Raw genomic sequence first — 20,842 nt, 5'->3', positions numbered from 1 at the left:
CTATCACTTAACCACATTTCATCTCTGAGAAAAAATTTGCACATCTTGAATATCTCGAAGCACAAATGAGCATATAATTGCTCAATATAAATAAGCCAGCTATATTATGAGCAAAACACTGCTCATAATAGTTATGAATCTATCAATAGAAATTTTCGATGGCGGTCAGTGGACCCAAGCGGCCAGCCTGCTAATAGAAGACCCTAAAAAGGGACGCCTCAGTCCCGCACGCCTAGATTACAACCAGAGCTATGCCGTGGACTGGATGTTTAATGATGACGCCCATGCGTGCAGCCTCAATCTACCGGTGGAATTGTTTCTATCTCATGAATCAAATCATTGGTTTGGCTTTCTTGATGACATAACCCCTTCGGGCGCCAGCCGGCGTTACTGGATTGAACACCTTGGCATTGGAAACCTATCCGTTGGCGAGCAGGACTCCATCCTGCTAGAGAAGGGCACCATTGCGCCGGTAGGCAACTTAAGAATTCGAGAGTCGATACCTCGAAAGCCAGAGGGACTACTTAAACAGCGTTTTTCAATTGAGGACGTTATCGACCGTCACATAGACTTTCTTGAGTATGCTCAGGAGATGGGTGCTGTAAGTGGAGGTGCAACAGGTGCGGCAGGTGAAGCGCCAAAGTTGTTGATCCGCTGCACAGACCAAAATGAGATATGGATCGATACATGGCAGGATGATTCAGATAACCTGGATCAACACTATTTGGTCAAATTCCCCAGGGGGAAGGGAACTGAACGTGATGCAGACATTCTGCGAGCGGAGTTTCATTTCTACCATGAGCTAACAGCTCTTGGAGTGGATACGATCGATATAACAAATATGAAGTTACTGGAGGGGGAGCGGCACCCATCTCTGTGGCTTCCTCGCTTCGATGTTCGATACGATGGCGGCACAGTCGAACACTTCGGGCTTGAGTCAATATATTCCATTCTCGACAAAGCACCCGGCAGCCACCTCAACCATTTTAATGTGTTGCGTGATATGTGTGCGAAGCTCAACAAGCAACACAGGGTAGCCGAGCTTAAAGAACAGTTTGATCAACAGCTTTTCGTGACTCAATGGCTAGAGCGCGATCTTTTGAATTTGATTTTTGCAAATTCAGACAACCATGGCCGGAACACAGCAATCATCAAGAAACCTGAAGGACTTTGGCTTGCCCCAGTCTTCGATTTTGCCCCAATGAAGGCAGATCCCGAAGACGTACTGCGCACTATGAAGTGGGGCATACCCTATGAACAAAGCGGTCAAATCGATTGGGCCGGGATAACACAAGAGCTTGCCGATCTGGCTGATCCTGAATTTATGAGGCATGCCTTGCAGGCTTTAGCGGCCAAACTTGTGGGTTTGAAAGGTCGGCTTATTGATAGAGGCGTTTCGGAGTCACTACTTTCGATACCGGCATTGGGTATGGGTACCATAGAAAAACGTCTACAGGCATGGGGGCTGTTATGACTCAACTGACCAACATCGATCGAGAGAAATTGTTAATCAAGCTCCTGTTAGAACTATACAGAGGTCAATTAAGCGAAGGGGCTTTGCTTAGGAGACTACGTAAAGAAGTCCTGGGCCTTAATCAAGAGAGCTATGCCAAGCTTGTGGGCGTGAGTCGTCGTACTTTGTCTGATATAGAACGTGATCAAGGCCAGCTCACTATGAGTGTCTACGCTGCTGTATTTAAGCCTCTAGGGTTAAAGCCTGGACTACTTCCTCGAAGTGATAGGCTTCTTAAAGCAATGACCAGCACGCTAGCCCAATAACTTGTTACTTTCGATTATGTTGCCACTGGCAACAGTGGGCAGGAAAGAAAAGTCGGGGGTACAAGGGGAGGTGTTGCCACTGGCAACACTTTATCAAGTTATTGAAATTGCTATCTGGACGCTAAGGCATACTGACCGCGCTTGCCTTTGTAGTCGATACTCAAGTGTTCAGCAACAGTACTCATGGAGTTGAGCTTTAAAACAAGCTGAACCTGCGCCAGGCGCTCAATCCGTTCCTTGTCGACGACTGACTCAACATATTCCTTAGCCCAAACCTGCCTTAGATGACGATGATGAATCACGGTGGCTAAGCCGGCATCAATAGATGCTTGCCGTACCACTCTTGCAAAGTACTTCGGGCTTATCGTCCTTTCACCACAAACATCACCTGCGCGATCAGACCTGAATATTAGGTCAGTGGGCTCCAGCTGACAGCGCTTCATCTCATACCTAACATCTTCCATAACGCTCGCAGGAAGCTCAACAAGAATGCCGGCAGGGCCCTGCAACGGCGTTTCCAATACATCAGCAAATCGCAGCTTGAGTAATTCTTGCTGTTGATACCATAGATACGACGCCAGCTGCACATAGAGAGCTGACTTAGCATTCGGGCAATTAGCTACTACCGCATTTACATCGTCGCGTGTGAAAAGTGTCATCGGCATCACTCGGCTGTTCTGGTGTTGCCAGTGGCAACACCTATAGCCGTATTCTCACATAAAATTGCAGGGAGGGCAGGGGAAAGAAAGTGTTGCCACTGGCAACACTCAGGATCAGTCGATATCCAATTCAGGGATCGTAACATTACTCCAACGACGACCACCCAAGACCAGGCGCTGGCGAATAGCTGCTCGGATTAGGGCAGGGCGTAAAGATTTCGAATTTTCGAGACCCAGTCTGGAGATATTAGAAACCGCTGTAGCTAAAGCTTTATTAACACGTGCTGGCAGGATGATGACATCCGGCTGGGAGTCCTTCATTCGCTCGTTAAGTGAGAGCATCGCGAGAAACACTTCTGTCGCCTCATTGGGCTCACTCCAGTTTGCAGTCTTGTAGGTTTCTCGCGCCAGCAGATCCTCCAGGGCCTCTGCTACCCAAGCACTTTTCTCTTTGGGCTTATGGTACGCCTCCATCTTCGCAATCAGAGGTTTCGGGAGGCGAACAGCTATACGGGCAGGAGGGTTTTCTTCTGCTTGCGCTACGGGCGTTTTGGGGCCTAACAGCTTCACGCACTTGCCTCTGACTCTATTACTGACAGGATATGCTCCAATATTGCAGCAGGATCTGTCACGTCATCGTTAAGATCAGCCAAAAGGTGAGGAGCACTGCTTTTAAGTACATTGACCAAGCCTGAGACTGCCACGGGAGATGGAGCTACCTTTCTCAAACGAGGACGCAGCTCTGAGGGTGGGACATTAGATGACGAATCCTGCCCTTTCTTTGGTTCCGTCTGCTTCGCTTTAACAAAGTTGCGAGCAGCCGTATTTCCTTTATCAACATAGACTTCAAATGCCTGGCTACGATCAGCTTTAGACTGAAGCCGGCATACTTCAGCCACCGTCCTCAAATCATTGAGGCCATAATCTTCTATCAGCTCAATCTCATCAGGTTCCAGGTTGGCATTAATGATTCGTGCATAGTGACTGGCTTCCGGACGGCTGATCGAAAGCATGCGGACCATATCAGCCTGGGAAGGCTTAGTCCCTTGCTCATCTTCGAACTGCTCCATGATCGTTTCATAATCACGGAGCTTTTCGGACAAATTGAGATCGTCGCGTTGCTCATTTTCATCCCACCGACGAAGGGCACCTTCCAAGTTAGCGGCGCCATCTTTCAGCAAGCACGGCATGCTGTGTAAATCGCACACCCGAGACAGTATCTGGTAGGCATACCAACGGCGATGCCCAATATTCAGCAGCACACCGCCTTCAATCTTAGAGACCTCGGCTGGCTGGAGAAGGCCCACGTTTTTATGAATAGATAACGCCAGGTCACGAATGCCGGCATAGAACTTAGTACACGCTTTATTTTCAATCAGTTCATTCAGGCCAAGCCCTTCTAACTCAGAGATCTCTGGAAAGTTGAGATCCCCTTCAGCATCGATCCTGACCAACGATTCTTCAGTACCAAGCTTGAGGCTATCGATCATCACCTCAAGAGGTATCTTGAGCTTACGGCTATTTCGGGGGTTGGGCTTAATCTGCTCCAGGGGGATCAGAGCAACTTTTGCCTGCTTCATTAATGAACCAGTCGCAGTGTTCAAAGCAGACCCCAAACCAGAATCAATATCACGGCCGCGCTGAACAGTGCGGCTTTCTTTCGTCTTAGGCTTCTTAGCAGGTGTAGCCAAAAGCATTAGAACATCCTCCCTTCAACATATCGTCCCAACGCCAGCCATTCTTTGTAGACGTCAGTGCTGCGAGCCATACCAAACGGCGTGATCGGGTTCGCACCTTTCAACTCCATTTCTTTCAGCAGGGCACGTTCTTTAATGACAAAAGAGTCGATACTTTTGCCCTGATCAAGTTGAGAGGGAATCATTAAATTGCTGAGATCCCCCATGCGCTCAGGGTCATTAAGTGCACTCAAGTACGCTTTGTGGATACGCATACGCGAATCAAATTTGGTTGGCAGCACGCCCAAGACTTCCGTTTCTCGGTCATAGGCCTGGAAGTCTTTCTCTTCCATCACTTTCGCCACCATGCCAAGGAGACCTTCAACTCCTCGCTCTTCCATAACGCAGGGAATCAGGATGTGCGTTGAAGCACGAATCGCTGATGTCGTGAGTGTACCTTTGGCAGGCGGGGTATCCATGATAACGACGTCATACTGCTCGGCGATCGCATCCTGGTGGAAGAACTCTACGAAGGTATTGATGTCATCTTCAGTACCACGGTCCAGCACCAAATTGCTGGGTAGGTTCGGAATCAGTTCACAATTCGGCAGACGAGTAGGGTAGGGGGCCAGGGGTTCGCTATCATAGATATGAGAAATACTGTATCGATCACCCGTCTCTGGGTGCTCGGGCAGATAATCGATGGTTTCGAGATCTCTGTAGTTAACATCGATCAGCGCGGCCGTCAGGTTACATTGTGGGTCACAATCTACGATTAGCACCCGTTTTGACTGAACTTGGCCAAAGTATGCAGCAAGACCCACCGACGTGGTTGTCTTTGCTACGCCTCCCTTATTGTTTGCTACCACCAAAACCTTAGACATTCCTATCCTCTCTGATAGACCGCATTTTCGAGAATTGAAGCACATGCAAAATCATACTGCAATAAATCATGCTGTATGATATTGTCATTTCCTGTGATATATATTGGATTGTGTAACTATACGGAAAGGTTATAAAATGCGCTCAAACATTGATCACGACGACATCACATACTGCATTGACCAGGGCTTCACTGAAAAACAAGGTTCTCAGATGTTTGTCTTGTTTGACATTGATGCACTAAACGAAAACAGAATCAGCATCGCGACGCTGCCGAGTAATGTAAGAACAGCTTTGCGAGTCGCTACACAGTCGGCTTTCACCAGCTATGAATCGGACGACGAACCCAGCGAATGCGTGGAGATTCAGGTTCATTGCACCAACTCAGCAACGGCAATGGCCGAAACGAAAATGCCGTTCCTGATAAATACTGTGCAGCCAAAGGCGGATGAATATTCGTTTTCTGTCAAACGCAGTAAGGACGGGTTATCCATCCGGCGCCGGTATGTGAGCAGTACGCCGCGATCCCCAATTACCGATAAGGCACATGAGTAAAGAACGATTTCAATTCAATCTGGGCTGTTATCAGATACGCAAGCGCAAGGATGATAAGTGGGTACCATCAAGCACGGTGATTGCATCCACCTACCCCAATGCTGCTGCTGAACTGAGTCAAACGATGCGAGATAACCCTGGCGGCGAGTATGCCTTGTTCTATCTCAATGATGATGAAGTGCTGAAGCGGATTGAGTGGACGCAAGCTAGCCACCTGACAAACTACTACTCCAGCAATCGTGAAGAGTTACACCGGATTTTTTATAAGTTGGGCCTGGAGCTGAATGACCATGGCTACACAACTTTGGCCAAGATTACCGGCATTAGTCCGCACACATTACGCAAGATTAATCGACGACCAGAAGATAGCCGCGCCAGCATTCTGACCGAACCGGGGCTGACCTGGATTAAGTATTGCGTTCAAGAGCACCTGGAAGGAAAAGCTAATGGATAACCACGTAAAACGTATTGCCCAATGTCTTTCATTAGCACTGGTATCAACCGCGGCTAATGCCGTGCTGGTTGAGAAAAATGGCGATCGACTGTACCTGCAGTATGATGGATTTGATGTCATCCAGAACTGCGTAACCAACGCGCCGGATATCGTTATGACGGTTATCGGTAAAGACGTAGGCAACCTTGACCGCAGCCAGGCCGATTTCTTTCTGGATGCAGGTGTCCCACCTAACTGCCAGCAGACATCTGACGCTTATTACCCCACCGGCTATCACCGTGGGCACCTGTTAGGCGCAAACATGCTGGACAACTCGCTTGCTGCGTTCCGTTCATCATTCAGCATGGTCAACATACTCCCGATGCGCAAAGAGCTAAACACAGGCGCCTGGTATGAAACTGAGCTGATGACCGAGTGTATCCGTGAAACTGGTCCGTTTGTTCAGATCTTTGCAGGTCCCATTTGGGGCGGACCACATAAGAACGGACGTACAGCTAAAGACCACAACATCAATGTCCCGTCGAGTTACTGGAAAGTCATGGTTCAAGGCGAGTACCAAATTGCCTGGATCATTCCGAACTCAAAGGCTGCTTCACGAGAAAGTCTCCCCAGCTGGGAAGTGACCATTGATGAGGTTCAACAGGCTGCAGGCTTCACTTTACCGATCGACCTGGACCTCAATCGCAACTATCGACCTGATACCTGGTACGACACCACGATGTGCGAACGCAGCTGATTCCACTCCCCATATTGATGCCAAACAAATAGACCCGCCTGAGCGGGTCTTCTCAGGTTACTGACAAACCCCGGTCATTTTGGTCGGGGTTTGTTTTTCTGCTCGGCCGTAACTCTGGCATGGTCAGTTTTTTCATGCGTGATGTCGATTAACCAAACGGCCGCTTTTGCTCGATGGATGTGCGTAGCACAGATCAATGATGGTCATCGATGTATTAGACCGTCAGTAATGCGATCTTTTTGATGTTCTGAGCGGCAGCCGCCAGTAAACACTGGCCTTTCATCCGTTCCAGCACGCGGAACCGAGCATAGCGGTATCCGTGCAGCTCCTTGGCGTCGGCAAAGCTTCGCTCCACGGTTTCCTTGCGACGCTGATAGATAAGCTGCCCTCCCGAACTCAAGCAGTGCTGGCCGATCCGTTCCTTACTGTCCTCCCAGACATGGCGCGTCAGCGTCTTTTCCCTTTTAGCATTGCGGGTACAGCGCTCGCGCTGTGGACAGCTCAAACAGCGATCAGGGTCTGAGCGGTAGTGTCGGTAGCCCTTGCGATCGGTGGTCTTGTAGATCAGGACGGCACCCTCGGGACAGGTATAGCGATCCTGCTCGGCGTCGTAATGGTATTCCCGCTTGTAAAAGTAGCCTTTGCGGTGGGTCGGTCGCCGGTAGCCAATGACACCGTAGATCTGACGCTCCTCCAGGCCCTTGCAAATGCCTGCCGTGAAATAGCCGGCGTCCAGCCCCACCGACCGGATCGCAAAGCCGAACCGCTCGGCCTGACGATCCAGGTAGAAAAAGCCTTTGGGCTTGCCGTCACGCACCATGTAACCGCTGTCGGGGTCGGTTGTGCTTTGCTTAATTTCCCGCGTCTCGGGCTCGCTCGAGCGCGGCGACAAGGGATTTTTTCCATGAGCCAGGCGATCCTCCTCGACCGCCTGATCCAGTGCGTCCAAATAGTCTCGACTCGAGCTAGCCGCACGCACCTTGATCCACTTGTTCTTGTTCTTGTTGGCATTGGCCTTTAGGTGGGTGGAGTCGGTGTACAGCGTCTTGCCTGAGACCAGCTTCTTGCACATGGCCTGCAGCACAATCTCATCGAAGATCTGCTGGTATACCTCTGACGCGTTGAAACGGCGGCGCCGGTTCTGGCTCAGTGTTGAGGCATCCGGCACCTTGTCGGTGAGATTCAGACCCAGGAACCAGCGATAGGCGACGTTGATCTGCACATCGCGGATTAACTGACGCTCACTGCGCACACCGTAGAGGTAGCCGAGGAACAACAGCTTGAACAGCAGGGTCGGATCAAGAGCCGGTCGGCCATTGTCATTACAGTAGAGGTCTTTGACCAGATCGTGGATGAAGCTGAAATCGATGGCCTTATCGATCTTGCATAGCAAGTGGTCGGCGGAACGAGTTCATCAATGCAGACAAACTCCAGTTCGGACTGGGTTGGGGCTCTATTTTTTAGCATGGTCCCATTATAAGAAGTCCCCGCACAGTGGCGAGGACTTTGTCAGCAGTCTGAGACCCGCCTGAGCGGGTCTATTTCGTTACGTAAGAAGTGTTTCTGTATTGCTACTACTCTTGTGACTAAATTCCCTTTACCCCGTCTGGCTCCTTGTATGGGGGCACACTCTTATTAATTCGGATAAATGGGTTATTGATAACAACTTTGCAGTGGATGTAGAAGGTACTCGCGAACGCGCCGAATCCCTGAGCGTTGACAGGAAGTAAATGATGCACTGATGAGGTGATGCAGTCTGCTGGAAACCATTAGTGCTGCTTCTAATCCATATTAGACAGCTGGGTGGCTGCTGAAGGCGATTTAACAGCTACCGGTACTGTAACAGATTTGTTAGAAATTACTCTAACGAGCGAGGACAGAGCCTTGTGCCCTCATCGAAAGGATGCTATGCATGACTCTATTTTCTGTACCTGTGGGGGCCGGCCAAGGTGTCACGACCATTAATGATATCAATCTGGAGCTGCTGGAAGCCTATCGGTGTTACCTTTATTGCTATCGAAAGCCTTGTGATATCACGCCGCTTGATCTATCGACCCAGCGTATGCGTCTGATGGCGGTGACCGGCGTCCTCAAGCGTATGCGTTTCTGCGACATCACTCAGTCCGATTTTTTCAGCAAACTTCCGCTTCCCCTTGTGCTCCGGAAGCAGCCGCCTGTGATACTGGCCTATCAGGAGATCAAGCTGATCTTTAACTAGACGCTTGCCAAGGGTCGCATGGGACTGAGAGACAGGGCAATCTTGGAGGTCTACTACACTACCGGCATACGCTTCAGTGAATTGGCCCAGCTCGACCTGGCGGATATCGATTTCGCGGAACAGGTGATCACAATCCGAAAAGGCAAAGGCTCATTGGATCGCAAGGTTCAGATTGCACCGAGGACGCTGGAGTGAGGTACGGCCGCATTCTTAGGACATACAGATCGACGTATCCAGAGCATCGCCCTGACCGATCTGGTAGGTGAATATGTGCGCCGGTCCGGCGTCGGTAAGGACGGAGCTTGTCATCTCGTGAGGCATGCCAGCACAACCCACATGCTCAAGCACTGTGCCGATATCCGCTACGTTCAGGAAATGCTGGGCGTCAGGATATCAAGGCGAGTCTGTATGAAAAAGTAGAGAATCGATGTTACCTACTGAAATCAATCGTATTAAATGTCGGACAGGTCTCGGTCAGATAACATTTGAGGCCCAATCGCCAAATATGAGACCGTGAGAGTACGCCCAGGGCCGGTAATAAGAGCATAAGTTCAGTACATGCTGTATGGTTGCTGTGGCTATATAAGTTTCACATCAGGTATGAAGTGGCGCTACGTCAGTATGGAAACGATAAGGAAATCAATTCTTGGACTTCTAGTTCTGGTAGTTCTGATCAGTGTGCTGGGGTTGGTGTGGACGATCTCTGCCGCACCCGAAGAAAACATGTCCACAACGACTCTTAGGTCTCTGGCCAGTCCAGTTCAGCGTTTAGATTTGGTACGTTTGCAGGAAGCCAACTTATTTGGCCGCATAGTTATTGTACCCCCAAAGCAAAAACAGGCAAAAAAGGACCCTATCCCTTCCCTAGTAAAGAGCCGTTTGTCCGTGAAGGTTTTGGGTATTGTGAAAGGCTCTGAGCCGGATGCTGCAGTGGCGATACTACAAGAAGGTAATCGTCAGCGTGCATACTCTATTGGCGACAAGCTGGAGAGCAACTCACGTGTCAAGGTGGTCGCCATTCAGGCTGACCGCGTTGTATTGGATCAGGATGGTCAACGGCAGTATGTAGAGTTGGAACCGATTAACGCTACAGTGTGGTTAGCGCCCGCAGCGCCAGAAGTATCCTCCATCGCTGAATTACCGCAAAGAATCAGCCTGGACAGGCCGAATATTACTTCCCTGATAGGAAAGGACCTAGTTAGTTTCGTTAGCGACTCATCTACCTTCGAACGGTTCGCTCAGTTACAACCCAACGTTGTGAATGGTAGGCTTAACGGCTATCGGCTGCTTCCAGGGAGTGATACGCGACTGTTCAAGCAATTGGGCCTGAAGTCAGGTGATCTGATTACACATGTAGCCGGTATTGATATATCCGATCCGCAGAATATGCCTCGATTAGTTGCTCTGGTGCAGACGGAACGCTGGATAAAGGTTGGCATCAGCCGGGGAAGTTTGGTCAAGGATATCGAGGTCGATCTCGGTGCACTTTAATACTGGTTGATCGCTTAGCAATAGGTAGCAAGGATGGCTTGGAAAAGATGGGGTATTCTGGTGTTTCTGTTCATGCTGATGGGCTGTACACCGGGCGGTATAAAACAGGCAGGATTACATTCCTCCTCTGATGATCAGCAATTGTACCAGCAGGGGCGTGAATTGATGGAGGCAGAAGATTATCCGCAGGCGGCGGTGCGCCTATTGGCACTTCTGCGTCAGTATCCGCTGAGTCCCTTACGTCAGGATACACAGCTTGCTCTCGCCTTTAGCCAACTGCAACTAGGGCAGTCGAGAGAAGCATTCGAGCTGGCCCGTGAGGTGATAAAGAACAGCAATGATTCACAACAGCTGGCCTATGCCTACTACCTGCGTGCGAATGCGCGTTTGGCAGTGAGCCCAGCACCTTCAGCCCAACAAGTCGAGAAGGCAACATTAGATCTGACTCAGGTAACCGATCGGCTCGGAGAAAATATTTATCGTTCGGCTGCAAAGGAATTAAGGAACAAACTCTATCACGCGTCTGCCGCCCGTGAATTTATGGCTGCGAAACAGTCATTTCGGCGCCAAGAGCCGGTATCTGTCTTAAATCGCTGTCGCTATTTGATCGAGCATTACCCGCAGAGCGACGAGGTAGTAAAGGCGTTGGCACTGATGGTGGATGCTTATCGCCAGTTAGGTCTGGATGATTTGGCTAGTAGCACGGACGCTATTCTCCAGCAACGTAAGGCCCTTTCGTCAGCGACCAGCAATAGATTTTAAACTGCACGCTGGTTAACATGGGTTAAGAACTTAAAACTATTACATGGATGTGATTGTGTTTGTACTCTTTTGGTTCCGCCTCCTCCGTTACCTTCCTATCTCGCTTTTTCTATTCCTGAGTATCTCTGTGCAGGCGCAAGAGTACAGTCTTGATATGCGTGATACCGATATTGTGGAATTTATTGCCACCGTCAGTAAGCTTACGGGCAAAACCATCATTACCGACCCAAGAGTCAAGGGTAAGGTTACGATCCGCAGTCCTAATTCAATCAGTGCCGAAGAGCTGTATGAAATCTTTCTGGTGCAGCTCGGCGTCAACGGTTATGCAGTGGTTAGTGTCGGCGACAATCTACTGAAAGTGGTACCTCAACCGGCCGTTAAACTAGAGGGTATAGAGGTACAGGGCGACAGCAGCGAAGCACCGAAGGCCAGCGAGAACATCGTGACGCGGGTTGTGCAGGTCAATAACGTAGATGTGGGAGCGCTGGTCCCCGTGCTGCGTCCGCTAGTGGATAACCAGACCGGTATTATTGCGCCCTATCCGGCCTCAAACGTGATTTTGATTACCGACCGGGAATCCAATGTGCGCCGTCTGCTTGAGATTATCGCGAGAGTCGATAAGACCGAAACTGAGGATACTGAGATTATCCAGCTTAAGAATGCCTCGGCCAGGGAAGTCAGCCAAACACTGACCACGCTAATACGTGAACAGATGAAAAGTGGGGAAGGTTCCCGTGCGGCGCCGATGATTGCGGCTGATACTAGAACCAACAGTTTGCTGATACGGGCCGACGAAGCGGGCCGGAATTATTTGCAGCGTATTATCAGACAACTTGACAACGAGGTGAAAACCGATAGCAACACCCGTGTTTACTACCTGAAATATGCCAAGGCTACCGATCTGGTCACAGTATTGGAAAGCATTGGTAACTCCATTATCGAGGGAGATAATCCGCAAGATCAAAGAAGCTCAGCGAATCGCGAAAACATCCATATCAAGGCGCACGAAGCGACCAACAGTATTGTAATGTCCGGTAGCCCCCGGGTAATCATCAGTTTGAATCAGGTTATTGAACAGCTGGATATCCGGCGTGCTCAAGTAATGGTCGAAGCGATAATCGTCGAGATGTCGGAAACGCGAGCCAAGGAATTGGGGATTCAGTGGCTGCTGGGTGGGGAGGATAACGGACGCTTTGGCGCCGCCGGCACCAACTTCAGCAACTTGGGCAACAGTTTGAACGCGCTGACAGCAGAAGCGTTAGATGATACCAGTGGTTTGGCTTCTGCTTTGTCCGGGGTTGAGGGGGTCTCATTCGGAGTGGGACGAGTAGATTCATCAGGGCTCAGCTTCGCAGTGCTGTTGAAAGCGCTGCAGAACGATAGCGACTCTAATATCCTGTCCACACCCAGTTTGGTGACCATGGACAATGAGGAAGCGTCGATCCTGGTAGGACGCGAGGTTCCGATCGTAACGGGGCAGACTATTGGTGATAATAACAGCAATCCTTTCCAGACCATTAGTCGAGAAGATGTAGGGATCAAACTAAAGGTGACGCCCCAGGTAAACGATGGTAGTGCGGTGCAGCTCAAAATCGAGCAAGAGGTCTCCTCGCTGACCGGTATTACTGCGTCCGACATCATCACTGATAAGCGTGAGATCAAGACGGCAGTAATGGTGGACGATGGCGCCACTATTGTCCTGGGCGGGCTCATCGATGACGATGTTCAGGAAGTCAGTGACAAGGTTCCTGGGCTGGGAAACGTTCCCGTTGTCGGCCGTCTATTCCGCTCCGATTCCAGCCAGATCAGCCGCCGTAACCTGATGGTTTTTATCCGCCCTACTATTATCCGTGACCGGCGAAATATGACGGAGGTCACGAGCAGCAAATATAGTTATCTTCGTGCACGTCAGCTACTGGACAATGATCGTTCCATTCAGCTATTCCCCGGTGAATCGCCGACGGTACTGCCAGAATGGGCAGGTATGGGTCCCAGTTCAATCGATATACTTCCCCCTCCTAAGCGGTAGCGACAATGTCGGAAGCGATTGATTTCAATGACGTAGATGGGAGTGCAGAGTTGCCGCTGAAACGGCAACTGCCTTTCTCATTTGCCAATAAATATCGGGTGTTGGTGGAGGATAAGCATGATGGGCAGCCTTTGTGCCTTATTACCGATCAGACCCCGCTGGCTGCTATTTTAGAGGTGCGCCGTTATCTGAATATTGAGCTGCCGCTTGAGCAGGTGAGTAGCGAACATTTGGAGCAAAGGCTGGGGCAGCACTACCAGCAGAGCTCTCAAGCCAATATACAGTTGATGGAGCAGCTCGGAGAGGAGGCCGATCTGTTTAAACTGATTGAAGAGCTGCCGGAAAGTGAAGATCTTCTTGCCGCTGAAGGCGATGCCCCGATAATCCGCCTGATTAATGCCCTGCTCAGTGAGGCGATCAAGGAGGAAGCGTCGGATATCCATATCGAACCGTACGATAAATGCCTCTCCGTGCGGCTGCGGGTCGACGGCGTATTGCGAGAAATTCTATCGCCAAACTACAAACTGGCGCCGTTGCTGATTTCGCGTATCAAGGTGATGGCAAAACTGGATATCGCAGAGAAACGTGTGCCTCAGGATGGCCGTACCGCACTGAGGATTGCCGGACGAGCTCTCGATGTACGTGTCTCCACTCTACCGTCCAGCTACGGGGAACGGGTGGTGATGCGTCTGCTGGACAAGAGAACGGCTCGACTTAGCCTGGGTGATCTCGGAATGCCTATCGATATCTATAGACACTTCAAGCAGTTACTACTGCAGCCCAATGGCATCATTCTGGTTACGGGACCGACCGGGTCGGGAAAAACCACCTCCTTATACGCTGGTATCGGCCTGCTCAATGAGCGCTCGCGTAATATTCTGACCGTTGAGGATCCCATCGAATATGCTATCGATGGTGTGGGCCAGACTCAGGTCAATCAGCGCGCAGGAATGACCTTTGCGAAAGGATTGCGAGCGATGCTGCGCCAAGATCCTGATGTGTTGATGATAGGTGAGATTCGTGATTTAGAGACGGCCGAGGTTGCCATACAAGCCAGTCTCACTGGCCATCTGGTGCTGTCCACCCTGCATACCAATAGTGCAGCTGGGGCAATCACCAGGCTTCGCGATATCGGCCTTGACGCTTACTTGGTTGCATCCAGTCTTAAGGGAGTAATGGCGCAGCGTCTTGTTCGGCGGTTGTGTCATCACTGCCGTGAGCTTGGGGTGATCAGCAATGACGAAGCTGCATTGTTGAATGCCCCCAGTCTCGAAGGTGAGAGTTGCTTTCATAGCCGGGGCTGCAAACAGTGTAACGGAACCGGTTACCGTGGTCGGGTAGGTGTTTATGAGCTAGTGATGATGGACGGTCGCCTAGCTGAGTTGATTAACCAACAGGCCGGCGAAGTGCAAGTTCGTCAGTATCTTTCCGGTCGTATGCGTTCTCTTATGGATGAAGCCCATCCCATGATACAGCAGGGAATCACATCAGTCGCAGAGGTACTGCGCACCATACACACCGAGTCGTTATGACAGCTTTCAACTATCGTGCACTAACTCGTGAAGGGAAAACCAGTAAGGGGCTGGTCGAGGCCGACTCGCCCCGCCAGGCACGGACACTGTTACGCGACAGGGGATTAATGCCTACTTTGGTGGAGGAGGTGGGGCGAGGCCAGACCGGTAGCGGGCTTACTTTCCGCCTAGAGCGGCAGTTAGCAGGACGGGATGTGGCCCTCTTTACTCGGCAACTAGCGACGTTGCTCGACTCTGGTTTACCATTGGAGGAAGCACTGTACGCCATTACCCGTCAGACCGATAACGCCCGGCTGAAAAGCATAGTATTGTCCGTACGTGGGCGGATACTCGAAGGGCATAACTTAGCCTCGGCATTGTCAGAGTATCCCCGGAGCTTTAGCGAACTGTATCGCGCGATGGTGACCGCAGGTGAGGAATCGGGACACCTTAACGAGGTCTTGTTGCGGCTGGCTGAGTATGGGGAACGCTTACAGGTGATCCGAGGCAAGATGCAGGTCGCTCTGATATACCCGGTGATACTGACACTGGTAGCTATCGGTGTTATCGCATTGCTGATGACATATGTGGTTCCTAAGGTTGTAGAGCAATTCACCTATGCCGAGCAAACCCTGCCTTTGCTGACGCGAATTTTGATTGTGATCAGTGACGGACTGCAACAATGGGGGGCAGTTATCTTGGCCGCGTTGGTTGGCATGGCACTGTTCTGTTACTGGTGGCTGAGCAATACGAAACGGCGATCGGCATGGCACCGTCTGCAGATGAAACTCCCCGTTATTCGTACGTTCGTGAACGGACAACAGTCACTTCAGTTCGCCCGCACTCTGGCGATACTGGTTGGTAGTGGCCTGGATTTGCTGCAGGGTCTCAAAGTGGCAGCTGGGCCTATGACCAATCTGTATCTGAAACAGGCGGTTAAAAAAGCCTCCCGACTGGTACGTGAGGGGTGTTCTTTATCCAGAGCGCTCGAGCAATCGGGGCCATTTCCTCCTCTACTGGTCTACATGATTGCCAACGGCGAGCAGAGTGGCGAGTTGGAGAGAATGCTAGAGAAGGCGGCGGAAGCGCAAGAAACCGAGTTTGAGACGAGAATATCCTGGTTGCTTGGATTATTCGAGCCTGTATTGATCTTGGTAATGGGGGTGATTGTTCTGGGTATCGTACTGGCTATCCTGCTGCCGATCCTTGAACTTAACAATCTGACGGCTTTATAGGTGGGATTATTTTGAAAAGGAAATTCAAACATAGTGGCCAGCAAGGCTTTACCCTGCTGGAGATTATGGTCGTAATTGTCATCATGGGATTGCTGGTCGCTGTTGTCGCACCCAATGTACTGCAGAATCAGGACAAGGCGATGGTGGAGAAGGTGCGTACGGATGTGATGCTTATGGAACAGGCTCTAGATATGTATAAAATGGACAACTTTGTTTATCCCACCACTGACCAGGGATTGGACTCGCTGGTTGCTAAACCGGAAAGTGATCCGATACCCAAACGTTATAACGCAGACGGTTATATAAAGCGGCTGCCTAAAGATCCTTGGGGTAATCCATACCAGTATTTACAGCCGGGGCAGCACTCTAAGGTAGATATCTATTCTCTGGGCGCTGATGGAGAGCTAGGTGGAAAGGGCATTGCCGCCGATATTGGTAACTGGTGATCAACAGGGATTTACGTTGCTGGAGCTGATGCTAGTGGTACTGATCATCGGTCTAGTAGCCGTAAGCGTATCGTTGGCACTTCCAGATACAGCCGCGAAAAGGTTGCAGCAGGATGCCCGCCGGTTAGAAGCCCAAATCGCTTTAGCCACCGAAGAAGCGATCTATCGGAATAGCGACTACGGGTTGTTATTTGGTGAACGTAATTACCGCTTTCTGCACAGACGCCAGAACAGTTGGAGTGAGGTTGAGCCAGATTCCCGGTTGCAAGGAGGGGCTCTGGATAGCGAGACCGAACTGGAGCTGATTGTCGGTGGTGTACACGTCAATAGGGCAAATGAACCCCAGATTTTGATTCTGAGCGATGGCCAATTGACCCCTTTTGAGTTGATGCTATGGCATGTCGGCCTTGATCATGGCTATCGTATTTCAGCCAGCTTCGGCGGTGATGTGCGACGGTTTGAAGTGCCCGCCGAATGACTCGAATAAGGCAGCGTGGTGTCACTTTGTTAGAACTCCTGGTCGCGCTTTTCATATTTGCCGTTGCAGTTGGCGCCTTACTGAAAGTGTTGGGGGAACAAGCACGTATCGTGGAGACGTTGGAACAGCGCTACTTTGCGCAACTAGTGGCTCACAATCACCTCGCTGAATTACGCCTGCAGCAAACATGGCCCGCTTTGGGCCAGCGTAATCAAAAACGGAGTTTGGCTGGGTTGGATCTCAGGTTGGTAGAGGATGTAACGGAAACTGACGATCCAGCTTTGCGTCGGGTGGCTACCCGTGTCTATTCCGCTGATGCAGATCTCTCCAATGAGTCGCCCCCGCTGGCTGAGATACAGGCTTTTATGGGAGCCACCCCATGAATAGACAGTCATGAGGTACCAACATGGGTTCACTCTATTGGAAATGCTGGTGTCAGTAGCGTTGCTGGCACTTCTGGGACTGGCTGCGATGCTTACTCTCGGTGCTGGAGTGAAAAGTGAACAGGCTGTTGGGGATAGTATTGACTCCCTTCAGCGGCTTCAAAGTACTCAGCAGTGGCTGAGACGCGACCTTGAGCAGATAGTGTTTCGTGCAGGGCGTACCGATCTTGGGGAACATCGCCGACAGCCTCTTATCGCAAACTTGGACGACGAAGGTGAATCTGAAGGCGTGTTACTCGATTTCTATAGGACGGGACGACGCATTTTAAGTTACCAGGTTCCAGTCTCCCAATTGGAGAGAGTTCGTTACAGGTTTTCGGAAGGGCGGTTGTATCGTGACAGTTCTCCCTATCTGGAAGCCCCAGCTCACGAGCGTTGGAATGAAGCGGTACTTATGGAGAATGTGAAGGATCTGAAACTGAGATTTTATTATGGTCAGAACTGGCATGACGGCTGGGCGGGCGGGATGAGCAATGGAATCTTCGCTTCTGAGCTACCGAAAGCCGTCGAAATCTTGATTGATACCGAGCGCTATGGCGCGGTGTCACAGACGCTGCTGCTACCCGAGGGACTTTGATGGCGGTGACACGGCATCATCAGGAAGGTGCGGCCCTGATAGTTGTTCTCCTTATACTGGCGTTGATTACTGTTATCGCGGCTAATCTCGGCTCCAGTTTGCAACTTAGTATCCGACGGGCCGAAAACCAGCAGGAGTACCAGCAAGCCTACTGGTATGCTCAAGGAGGGGAGCGGCTGGCACGGGAGCTGATAGAGTCTGCTCTGACGAATGATGGACGTATACATTTGGGTCAAGCTTGGGCGAGTTCGATGCTCAGATACCCCGTAGAGGGAGGGCTGATTCGGCTCAGCATTAAGGATCGACGGACCTGTTTCAACCTCAATGGGTTGGCGTCACTCAATACCCCACACAGTGCGGATTCTGAAGCGAACGAAGGTGGAGCAAGCCGCCATTTGTCGGCTCTACTGAGTCTAATGGAGTTCGAGCCGAGAGAGGTTGAAGCTATGGTGGAGCCGTTACGTGATTGGCTAGACAGCGATACACTGCCGACGGGCTTTCATGGCGCAGAGGATCTTTACTATACGAGTCGAAAGCCTCCCTATCTACCGGCAAATAGCCCGCTAGTCTCGATGAGCGAACTTAACTATATCAAGGGTTTTTCCAGTGCGGGAAAAAGTTTAAACGACGACGAACTGGAGCGGCTCTCAATATTGGGGCAAATGCTTTGTGCAGTACCGAGTGACCGAGTTACTATTAATTTAAATACGCTCCAGCCTGAAAATGCCGCTGTGTTGGCTGCTCTATTTAAGGATAAAGTTTTGTTAGAAGATATAGATGAATGGCTGGCGCACCGTCCGAGCGGAGGGGTTGGAAACGTAGAGGAGTTCTGGAGCATGCTAACTGAGGGAAAGAACGATGTTAAGGATCTTGATGTGGCTGTCAAAGAGCACCTCAGCGTAAGTTCGGACTTCTTTTTTGCCAGAGTAGAGGTGAATTACCGCAACACCCGGTTGTTAATGTATTCCAATATCCACGTTCGTGATGGAAAGACCTATGTCTATCAACGTCAGTATGGCGAGTTGGAGAGGTGGCCAGATGGCAATTCTGGCAGCAAGCGAGCTAAAGGAGCTGGTTGGTGGCCAGGAATGAGATAATGCTGATGTGGGGCAAGGGCTATCCAAATCAACCGATTGATTGGTTGATTTGGAGTAGGGCTGGCGCTCGCCAACTAGACAGCGGACGGCTGCAGAGTGGGAGTGAGCTAACCAGTCTGCGGAATTTAGCGCTTTTGTACCCCTGCTATCTGCTGCTGCCGCAGGAACAGATACTCTCTACTTCGGTTTCTCTGCCTGTAAATAGTCGCGCTGCACGTCGAGCCATCCCCTTTCAATTAGAAGAGCAGCTTTGTGAAGACCCGGATCAACTGCACTTTGCCCAGGACTCCAGTCCAAGAGAGGGGCATTACGCGGTACAGGTGGTATCGCGTTCCCTGATCCAGGGTTGGCACGAACTGATTTCGTCCACGAACATGCCTATTAAGGGTGTTTTTGCCGATGCACAATCGCTTGAAGGCAAGGCCAAGCAGTGGTCTAAGCTAGAATTAGAAGACCGAGTGTTATTGAAGTTCGATCAATGCCAGGGAGTTGCACTGACGCGAGATGGACTGCATCAGTTGGTCCCAATGCTGGAACGGGCTGCTCCTATACAGACGTTAGACGTGAATCAGGATGAGTCACCTCTGGCATCTATGGCACGCTACCTGAACCTGGAACAGGCCATAAATCTGATGCAGGGAGATTACAAGTTACGAGATCCTGTGCGTGAGCTGATTAGCCATTGGCGTATACCCGCACTACTAATGATGCTGCTTGTCTTGATCAGCTTTGCGCAGTTAGCAGTGGATAACTATAGGCTATCCCGTGAGAAGGAATCTTTCGATCAACAAGTTGAAGCCCTTTATCGCGAGACCTTCCCTGATGCTCAACGGATAGTGAATCCTCGTGTCCAGATGGAAAGACGGTTAGAGCAGTTAAGGCGTAAGCAAATGGGGTCACCCCTTCTGCAAGTTTTGGATACAAGTGTACCCGCGTTTCAGCAATATCAGGATGTACGGATGGACATGCTCCACTACGATGCCGAGGGTAGGCGCATAGCACTTGAAGTGAAAAGTGATAATGCGGGAAGTATCCAGCAGCTTAACGAGCGCCTCAATGTAGAGGGTGTGAATAGTCAGTTAGGGCAGTTTTCAAGTTCTGCAAAGACAACTAAAGGGCGTATTACGGTCACGGAGGTTCGTTAATGTTTAGCGCTTATTACCAGAGCCTAGAGGAAAGGGAGAAGCTGGTGTTGTGGCTAGGGGGCGTGTGTGCCTTGGTATTGCTCGCTTACCTAATATGGCGGCCTTTGTCTGAGAGTAATGAGCATTTGCTGCAACAAGTCGCTGAAAAACGCGCCCTTGCCGCATGGATGGAAAGGGCAGCAGAAGAGGTTCTACATCTGCAAGTAAATGGTACTTATGTTCAGCATTCAAATGTACCGTTACAGCGACTAATTACACACAAAACCAACGAACTAAACCTGAAACCGGCCCGGATGCAAAGCAAAGGTGAAAGCGAGGTTCAGCTATCATTTGATAAAGCCAACTTTAATATGGTTTTGACTATGATCGACAGATTACACGTAGATGGGGTTATCTTGAAACAGGCCAATGTACGTGCGACAGATATGCCTGGTCGGGTGAAGGCTCAGCTCACCTTTGGCCGTTAGGGCTGAAAGGAATTCAGTCCTCGATCCCTGTACTCACTATTGGTGTTGCCAATTTATTTTGTAATGGTAGTATCGCTTGAAGGCTTTCAAACCTCGCAAAGGATTGTGAATTTTGTTGGAGTGTCTAGTTTTTATATTAGACTCTCTATTCTTATTGTTCGGCGACGAATAAGGATGTTCAGATGAAGCTGGAAATATCATA

General features: G+C 50.4%; 22 protein-coding genes and 2 pseudogenes. 19 read left to right on the top strand and 5 right to left on the bottom strand.

Annotated features, from left to right (window positions below; genetic code table 11):
• Positions 1–106: 106 nt before the first annotated feature.
• The gene (locus BW956_RS21260; protein ID WP_244894402.1) at positions 107–1,474 is read left to right on the top strand and encodes a type II toxin-antitoxin system HipA family toxin; all 1,368 of its coding nucleotides are present in this window, start codon (positions 107–109) and stop codon (positions 1,472–1,474) included.
• Positions 1,471–1,779: a helix-turn-helix transcriptional regulator gene (locus BW956_RS21255; RefSeq protein ID WP_083703198.1), complete on the top strand. Its 309-nt coding sequence runs from the start codon at positions 1,471–1,473 to the stop codon at positions 1,777–1,779. Before BW956_RS21260 ends, BW956_RS21255 begins: the two co-directional genes overlap by 4 nt.
• A 110-nt stretch (positions 1,780–1,889) precedes the next feature.
• Here BW956_RS21255 and BW956_RS21250 read toward each other — a convergent pair whose 3' ends face one another.
• The 4 genes from BW956_RS21250 to BW956_RS21235 form a co-directional block, all read right to left on the bottom strand.
• A complete protein-coding gene (locus tag BW956_RS21250) occupies positions 1,890–2,438 on the bottom strand; it encodes a hypothetical protein (protein ID WP_139327270.1) in 549 nt (182 codons plus the stop codon).
• Positions 2,439–2,552: 114 nt separating this feature from the next.
• Complete coding sequence (locus tag BW956_RS21245) at positions 2,553–3,008, bottom strand: hypothetical protein (RefSeq protein ID WP_076466332.1); 456 nt, start codon at positions 3,006–3,008, stop codon at positions 2,553–2,555.
• On the bottom strand, positions 3,005–4,135 hold the full coding sequence (locus BW956_RS21240; protein ID WP_076466330.1) for a ParB/RepB/Spo0J family partition protein: 1,131 nt from the start codon (positions 4,133–4,135) through the stop codon (positions 3,005–3,007). The genes BW956_RS21245 and BW956_RS21240 overlap by 4 nt, the downstream gene beginning before the upstream one ends.
• Positions 4,135–4,998, bottom strand: coding sequence for a ParA family protein (locus BW956_RS21235; RefSeq protein ID WP_076466328.1), 864 nt, complete (start codon positions 4,996–4,998; stop codon positions 4,135–4,137). Before BW956_RS21235 ends, BW956_RS21240 begins: the two co-directional genes overlap by 1 nt.
• Before the next feature lie 136 nt (positions 4,999–5,134).
• On the opposite strand from BW956_RS21235, the gene BW956_RS21230 reads away from it, so the two are divergent.
• The 3 genes from BW956_RS21230 to BW956_RS21220 are packed head-to-tail and all read left to right on the top strand — an operon-like array spanning position 5,135 to position 6,741.
• A complete protein-coding gene (locus tag BW956_RS21230) occupies positions 5,135–5,551 on the top strand; it encodes a hypothetical protein (RefSeq protein ID WP_076466326.1) in 417 nt (138 codons plus the stop codon).
• Positions 5,544–6,005: a hypothetical protein gene (locus tag BW956_RS21225; protein ID WP_076466324.1), complete on the top strand. Its 462-nt coding sequence runs from the start codon at positions 5,544–5,546 to the stop codon at positions 6,003–6,005. Before BW956_RS21230 ends, BW956_RS21225 begins: the two co-directional genes overlap by 8 nt.
• Positions 5,998–6,741: a DNA/RNA non-specific endonuclease gene (locus BW956_RS21220; RefSeq protein ID WP_076466321.1), complete on the top strand. Its 744-nt coding sequence runs from the start codon at positions 5,998–6,000 to the stop codon at positions 6,739–6,741. The genes BW956_RS21225 and BW956_RS21220 overlap by 8 nt, the downstream gene beginning before the upstream one ends.
• 214 nt (positions 6,742–6,955) lie before the next feature.
• Here BW956_RS21220 and BW956_RS21215 read toward each other — a convergent pair.
• Positions 6,956–8,208 (bottom strand): annotated as a pseudogene (locus BW956_RS21215) (transposase).
• A gap of 445 nt (positions 8,209–8,653) precedes the next feature.
• Here BW956_RS21215 and BW956_RS21210 point away from each other — a divergent pair.
• From BW956_RS21210 to gspM, 14 genes and pseudogenes are all read left to right on the top strand, one after another.
• A complete protein-coding gene (locus tag BW956_RS21210; protein ID WP_076466318.1) occupies positions 8,654–8,959 on the top strand; it encodes a site-specific integrase in 306 nt (101 codons plus the stop codon).
• 18 nt (positions 8,960–8,977) lie between these two features.
• Positions 8,978–9,379 (top strand): annotated as a pseudogene (locus BW956_RS22695) (tyrosine-type recombinase/integrase).
• A gap of 180 nt (positions 9,380–9,559) precedes the next feature.
• Positions 9,560–10,450, top strand: a complete 891-nt coding sequence (gene gspC, locus BW956_RS21195) for a type II secretion system protein GspC (protein ID WP_076466315.1) — start codon at positions 9,560–9,562, stop codon at positions 10,448–10,450.
• A gap of 33 nt (positions 10,451–10,483) precedes the next feature.
• On the top strand, positions 10,484–11,212 hold the full coding sequence (locus BW956_RS21190; protein WP_076466313.1) for an outer membrane protein assembly factor BamD: 729 nt from the start codon (positions 10,484–10,486) through the stop codon (positions 11,210–11,212).
• A gap of 154 nt (positions 11,213–11,366) precedes the next feature.
• Positions 11,367–13,241 (top strand): type II secretion system secretin GspD, encoded by a 1,875-nt coding sequence (gspD, locus tag BW956_RS21185; protein WP_244894401.1) that lies wholly within the window; start codon positions 11,367–11,369, stop codon positions 13,239–13,241.
• Between the two features lie 5 nt (positions 13,242–13,246).
• The gene (gene gspE / locus BW956_RS21180) at positions 13,247–14,773 is read left to right on the top strand and encodes a type II secretion system ATPase GspE (protein WP_076466311.1); all 1,527 of its coding nucleotides are present in this window, start codon (positions 13,247–13,249) and stop codon (positions 14,771–14,773) included.
• Entirely contained in the window at positions 14,770–15,987 is a 1,218-nt protein-coding gene (gene gspF, locus BW956_RS21175; protein ID WP_076466308.1) for a type II secretion system inner membrane protein GspF, read from the top strand. The genes gspE and gspF overlap by 4 nt, the downstream gene beginning before the upstream one ends.
• Positions 15,988–15,998: 11 nt before the next feature.
• Positions 15,999–16,433, top strand: a complete 435-nt coding sequence (gspG, locus tag BW956_RS21170) for a type II secretion system major pseudopilin GspG (protein ID WP_276327842.1) — start codon at positions 15,999–16,001, stop codon at positions 16,431–16,433.
• Positions 16,396–16,911 carry a type II secretion system minor pseudopilin GspH gene (gspH, locus tag BW956_RS21165; protein WP_083703192.1) on the top strand — a complete coding sequence of 172 codons (516 nt, stop codon included), beginning with the start codon at positions 16,396–16,398 and terminating at the stop codon, positions 16,909–16,911. The genes gspG and gspH overlap by 38 nt, the downstream gene beginning before the upstream one ends.
• Positions 16,908–17,294: a type II secretion system minor pseudopilin GspI gene (gene gspI, locus BW956_RS21160; RefSeq protein ID WP_076466302.1), complete on the top strand. Its 387-nt coding sequence runs from the start codon at positions 16,908–16,910 to the stop codon at positions 17,292–17,294. Before gspH ends, gspI begins: the two co-directional genes overlap by 4 nt.
• Positions 17,295–17,304: 10 nt before the next feature.
• Positions 17,305–17,931: a type II secretion system minor pseudopilin GspJ gene (gene gspJ / locus BW956_RS21155; protein WP_076466299.1), complete on the top strand. Its 627-nt coding sequence runs from the start codon at positions 17,305–17,307 to the stop codon at positions 17,929–17,931.
• The gene (gene gspK, locus BW956_RS21150) at positions 17,931–19,028 is read left to right on the top strand and encodes a type II secretion system minor pseudopilin GspK (protein ID WP_076466297.1); all 1,098 of its coding nucleotides are present in this window, start codon (positions 17,931–17,933) and stop codon (positions 19,026–19,028) included. The genes gspJ and gspK overlap by 1 nt, the downstream gene beginning before the upstream one ends.
• Positions 19,010–20,173, top strand: coding sequence for a type II secretion system protein GspL (gspL, locus tag BW956_RS21145; protein WP_175612059.1), 1,164 nt, complete (start codon positions 19,010–19,012; stop codon positions 20,171–20,173). The genes gspK and gspL overlap by 19 nt, the downstream gene beginning before the upstream one ends.
• Positions 20,173–20,640, top strand: coding sequence for a type II secretion system protein GspM (gene gspM / locus BW956_RS21140; protein ID WP_076466292.1), 468 nt, complete (start codon positions 20,173–20,175; stop codon positions 20,638–20,640). The genes gspL and gspM overlap by 1 nt, the downstream gene beginning before the upstream one ends.
• Positions 20,641–20,842 lie beyond the last annotated feature (202 nt).

It is taken from the genome of Marinobacterium stanieri (genome assembly GCF_900155945.1).
In the GTDB taxonomy this organism is placed as follows: Bacteria; Pseudomonadota; Gammaproteobacteria; order Pseudomonadales; family Balneatricaceae; genus Marinobacterium; species Marinobacterium stanieri.
Note: the sequence above shows the minus strand (reverse complement) of the source record. Positions and strands in the feature narration are given on the sequence as shown.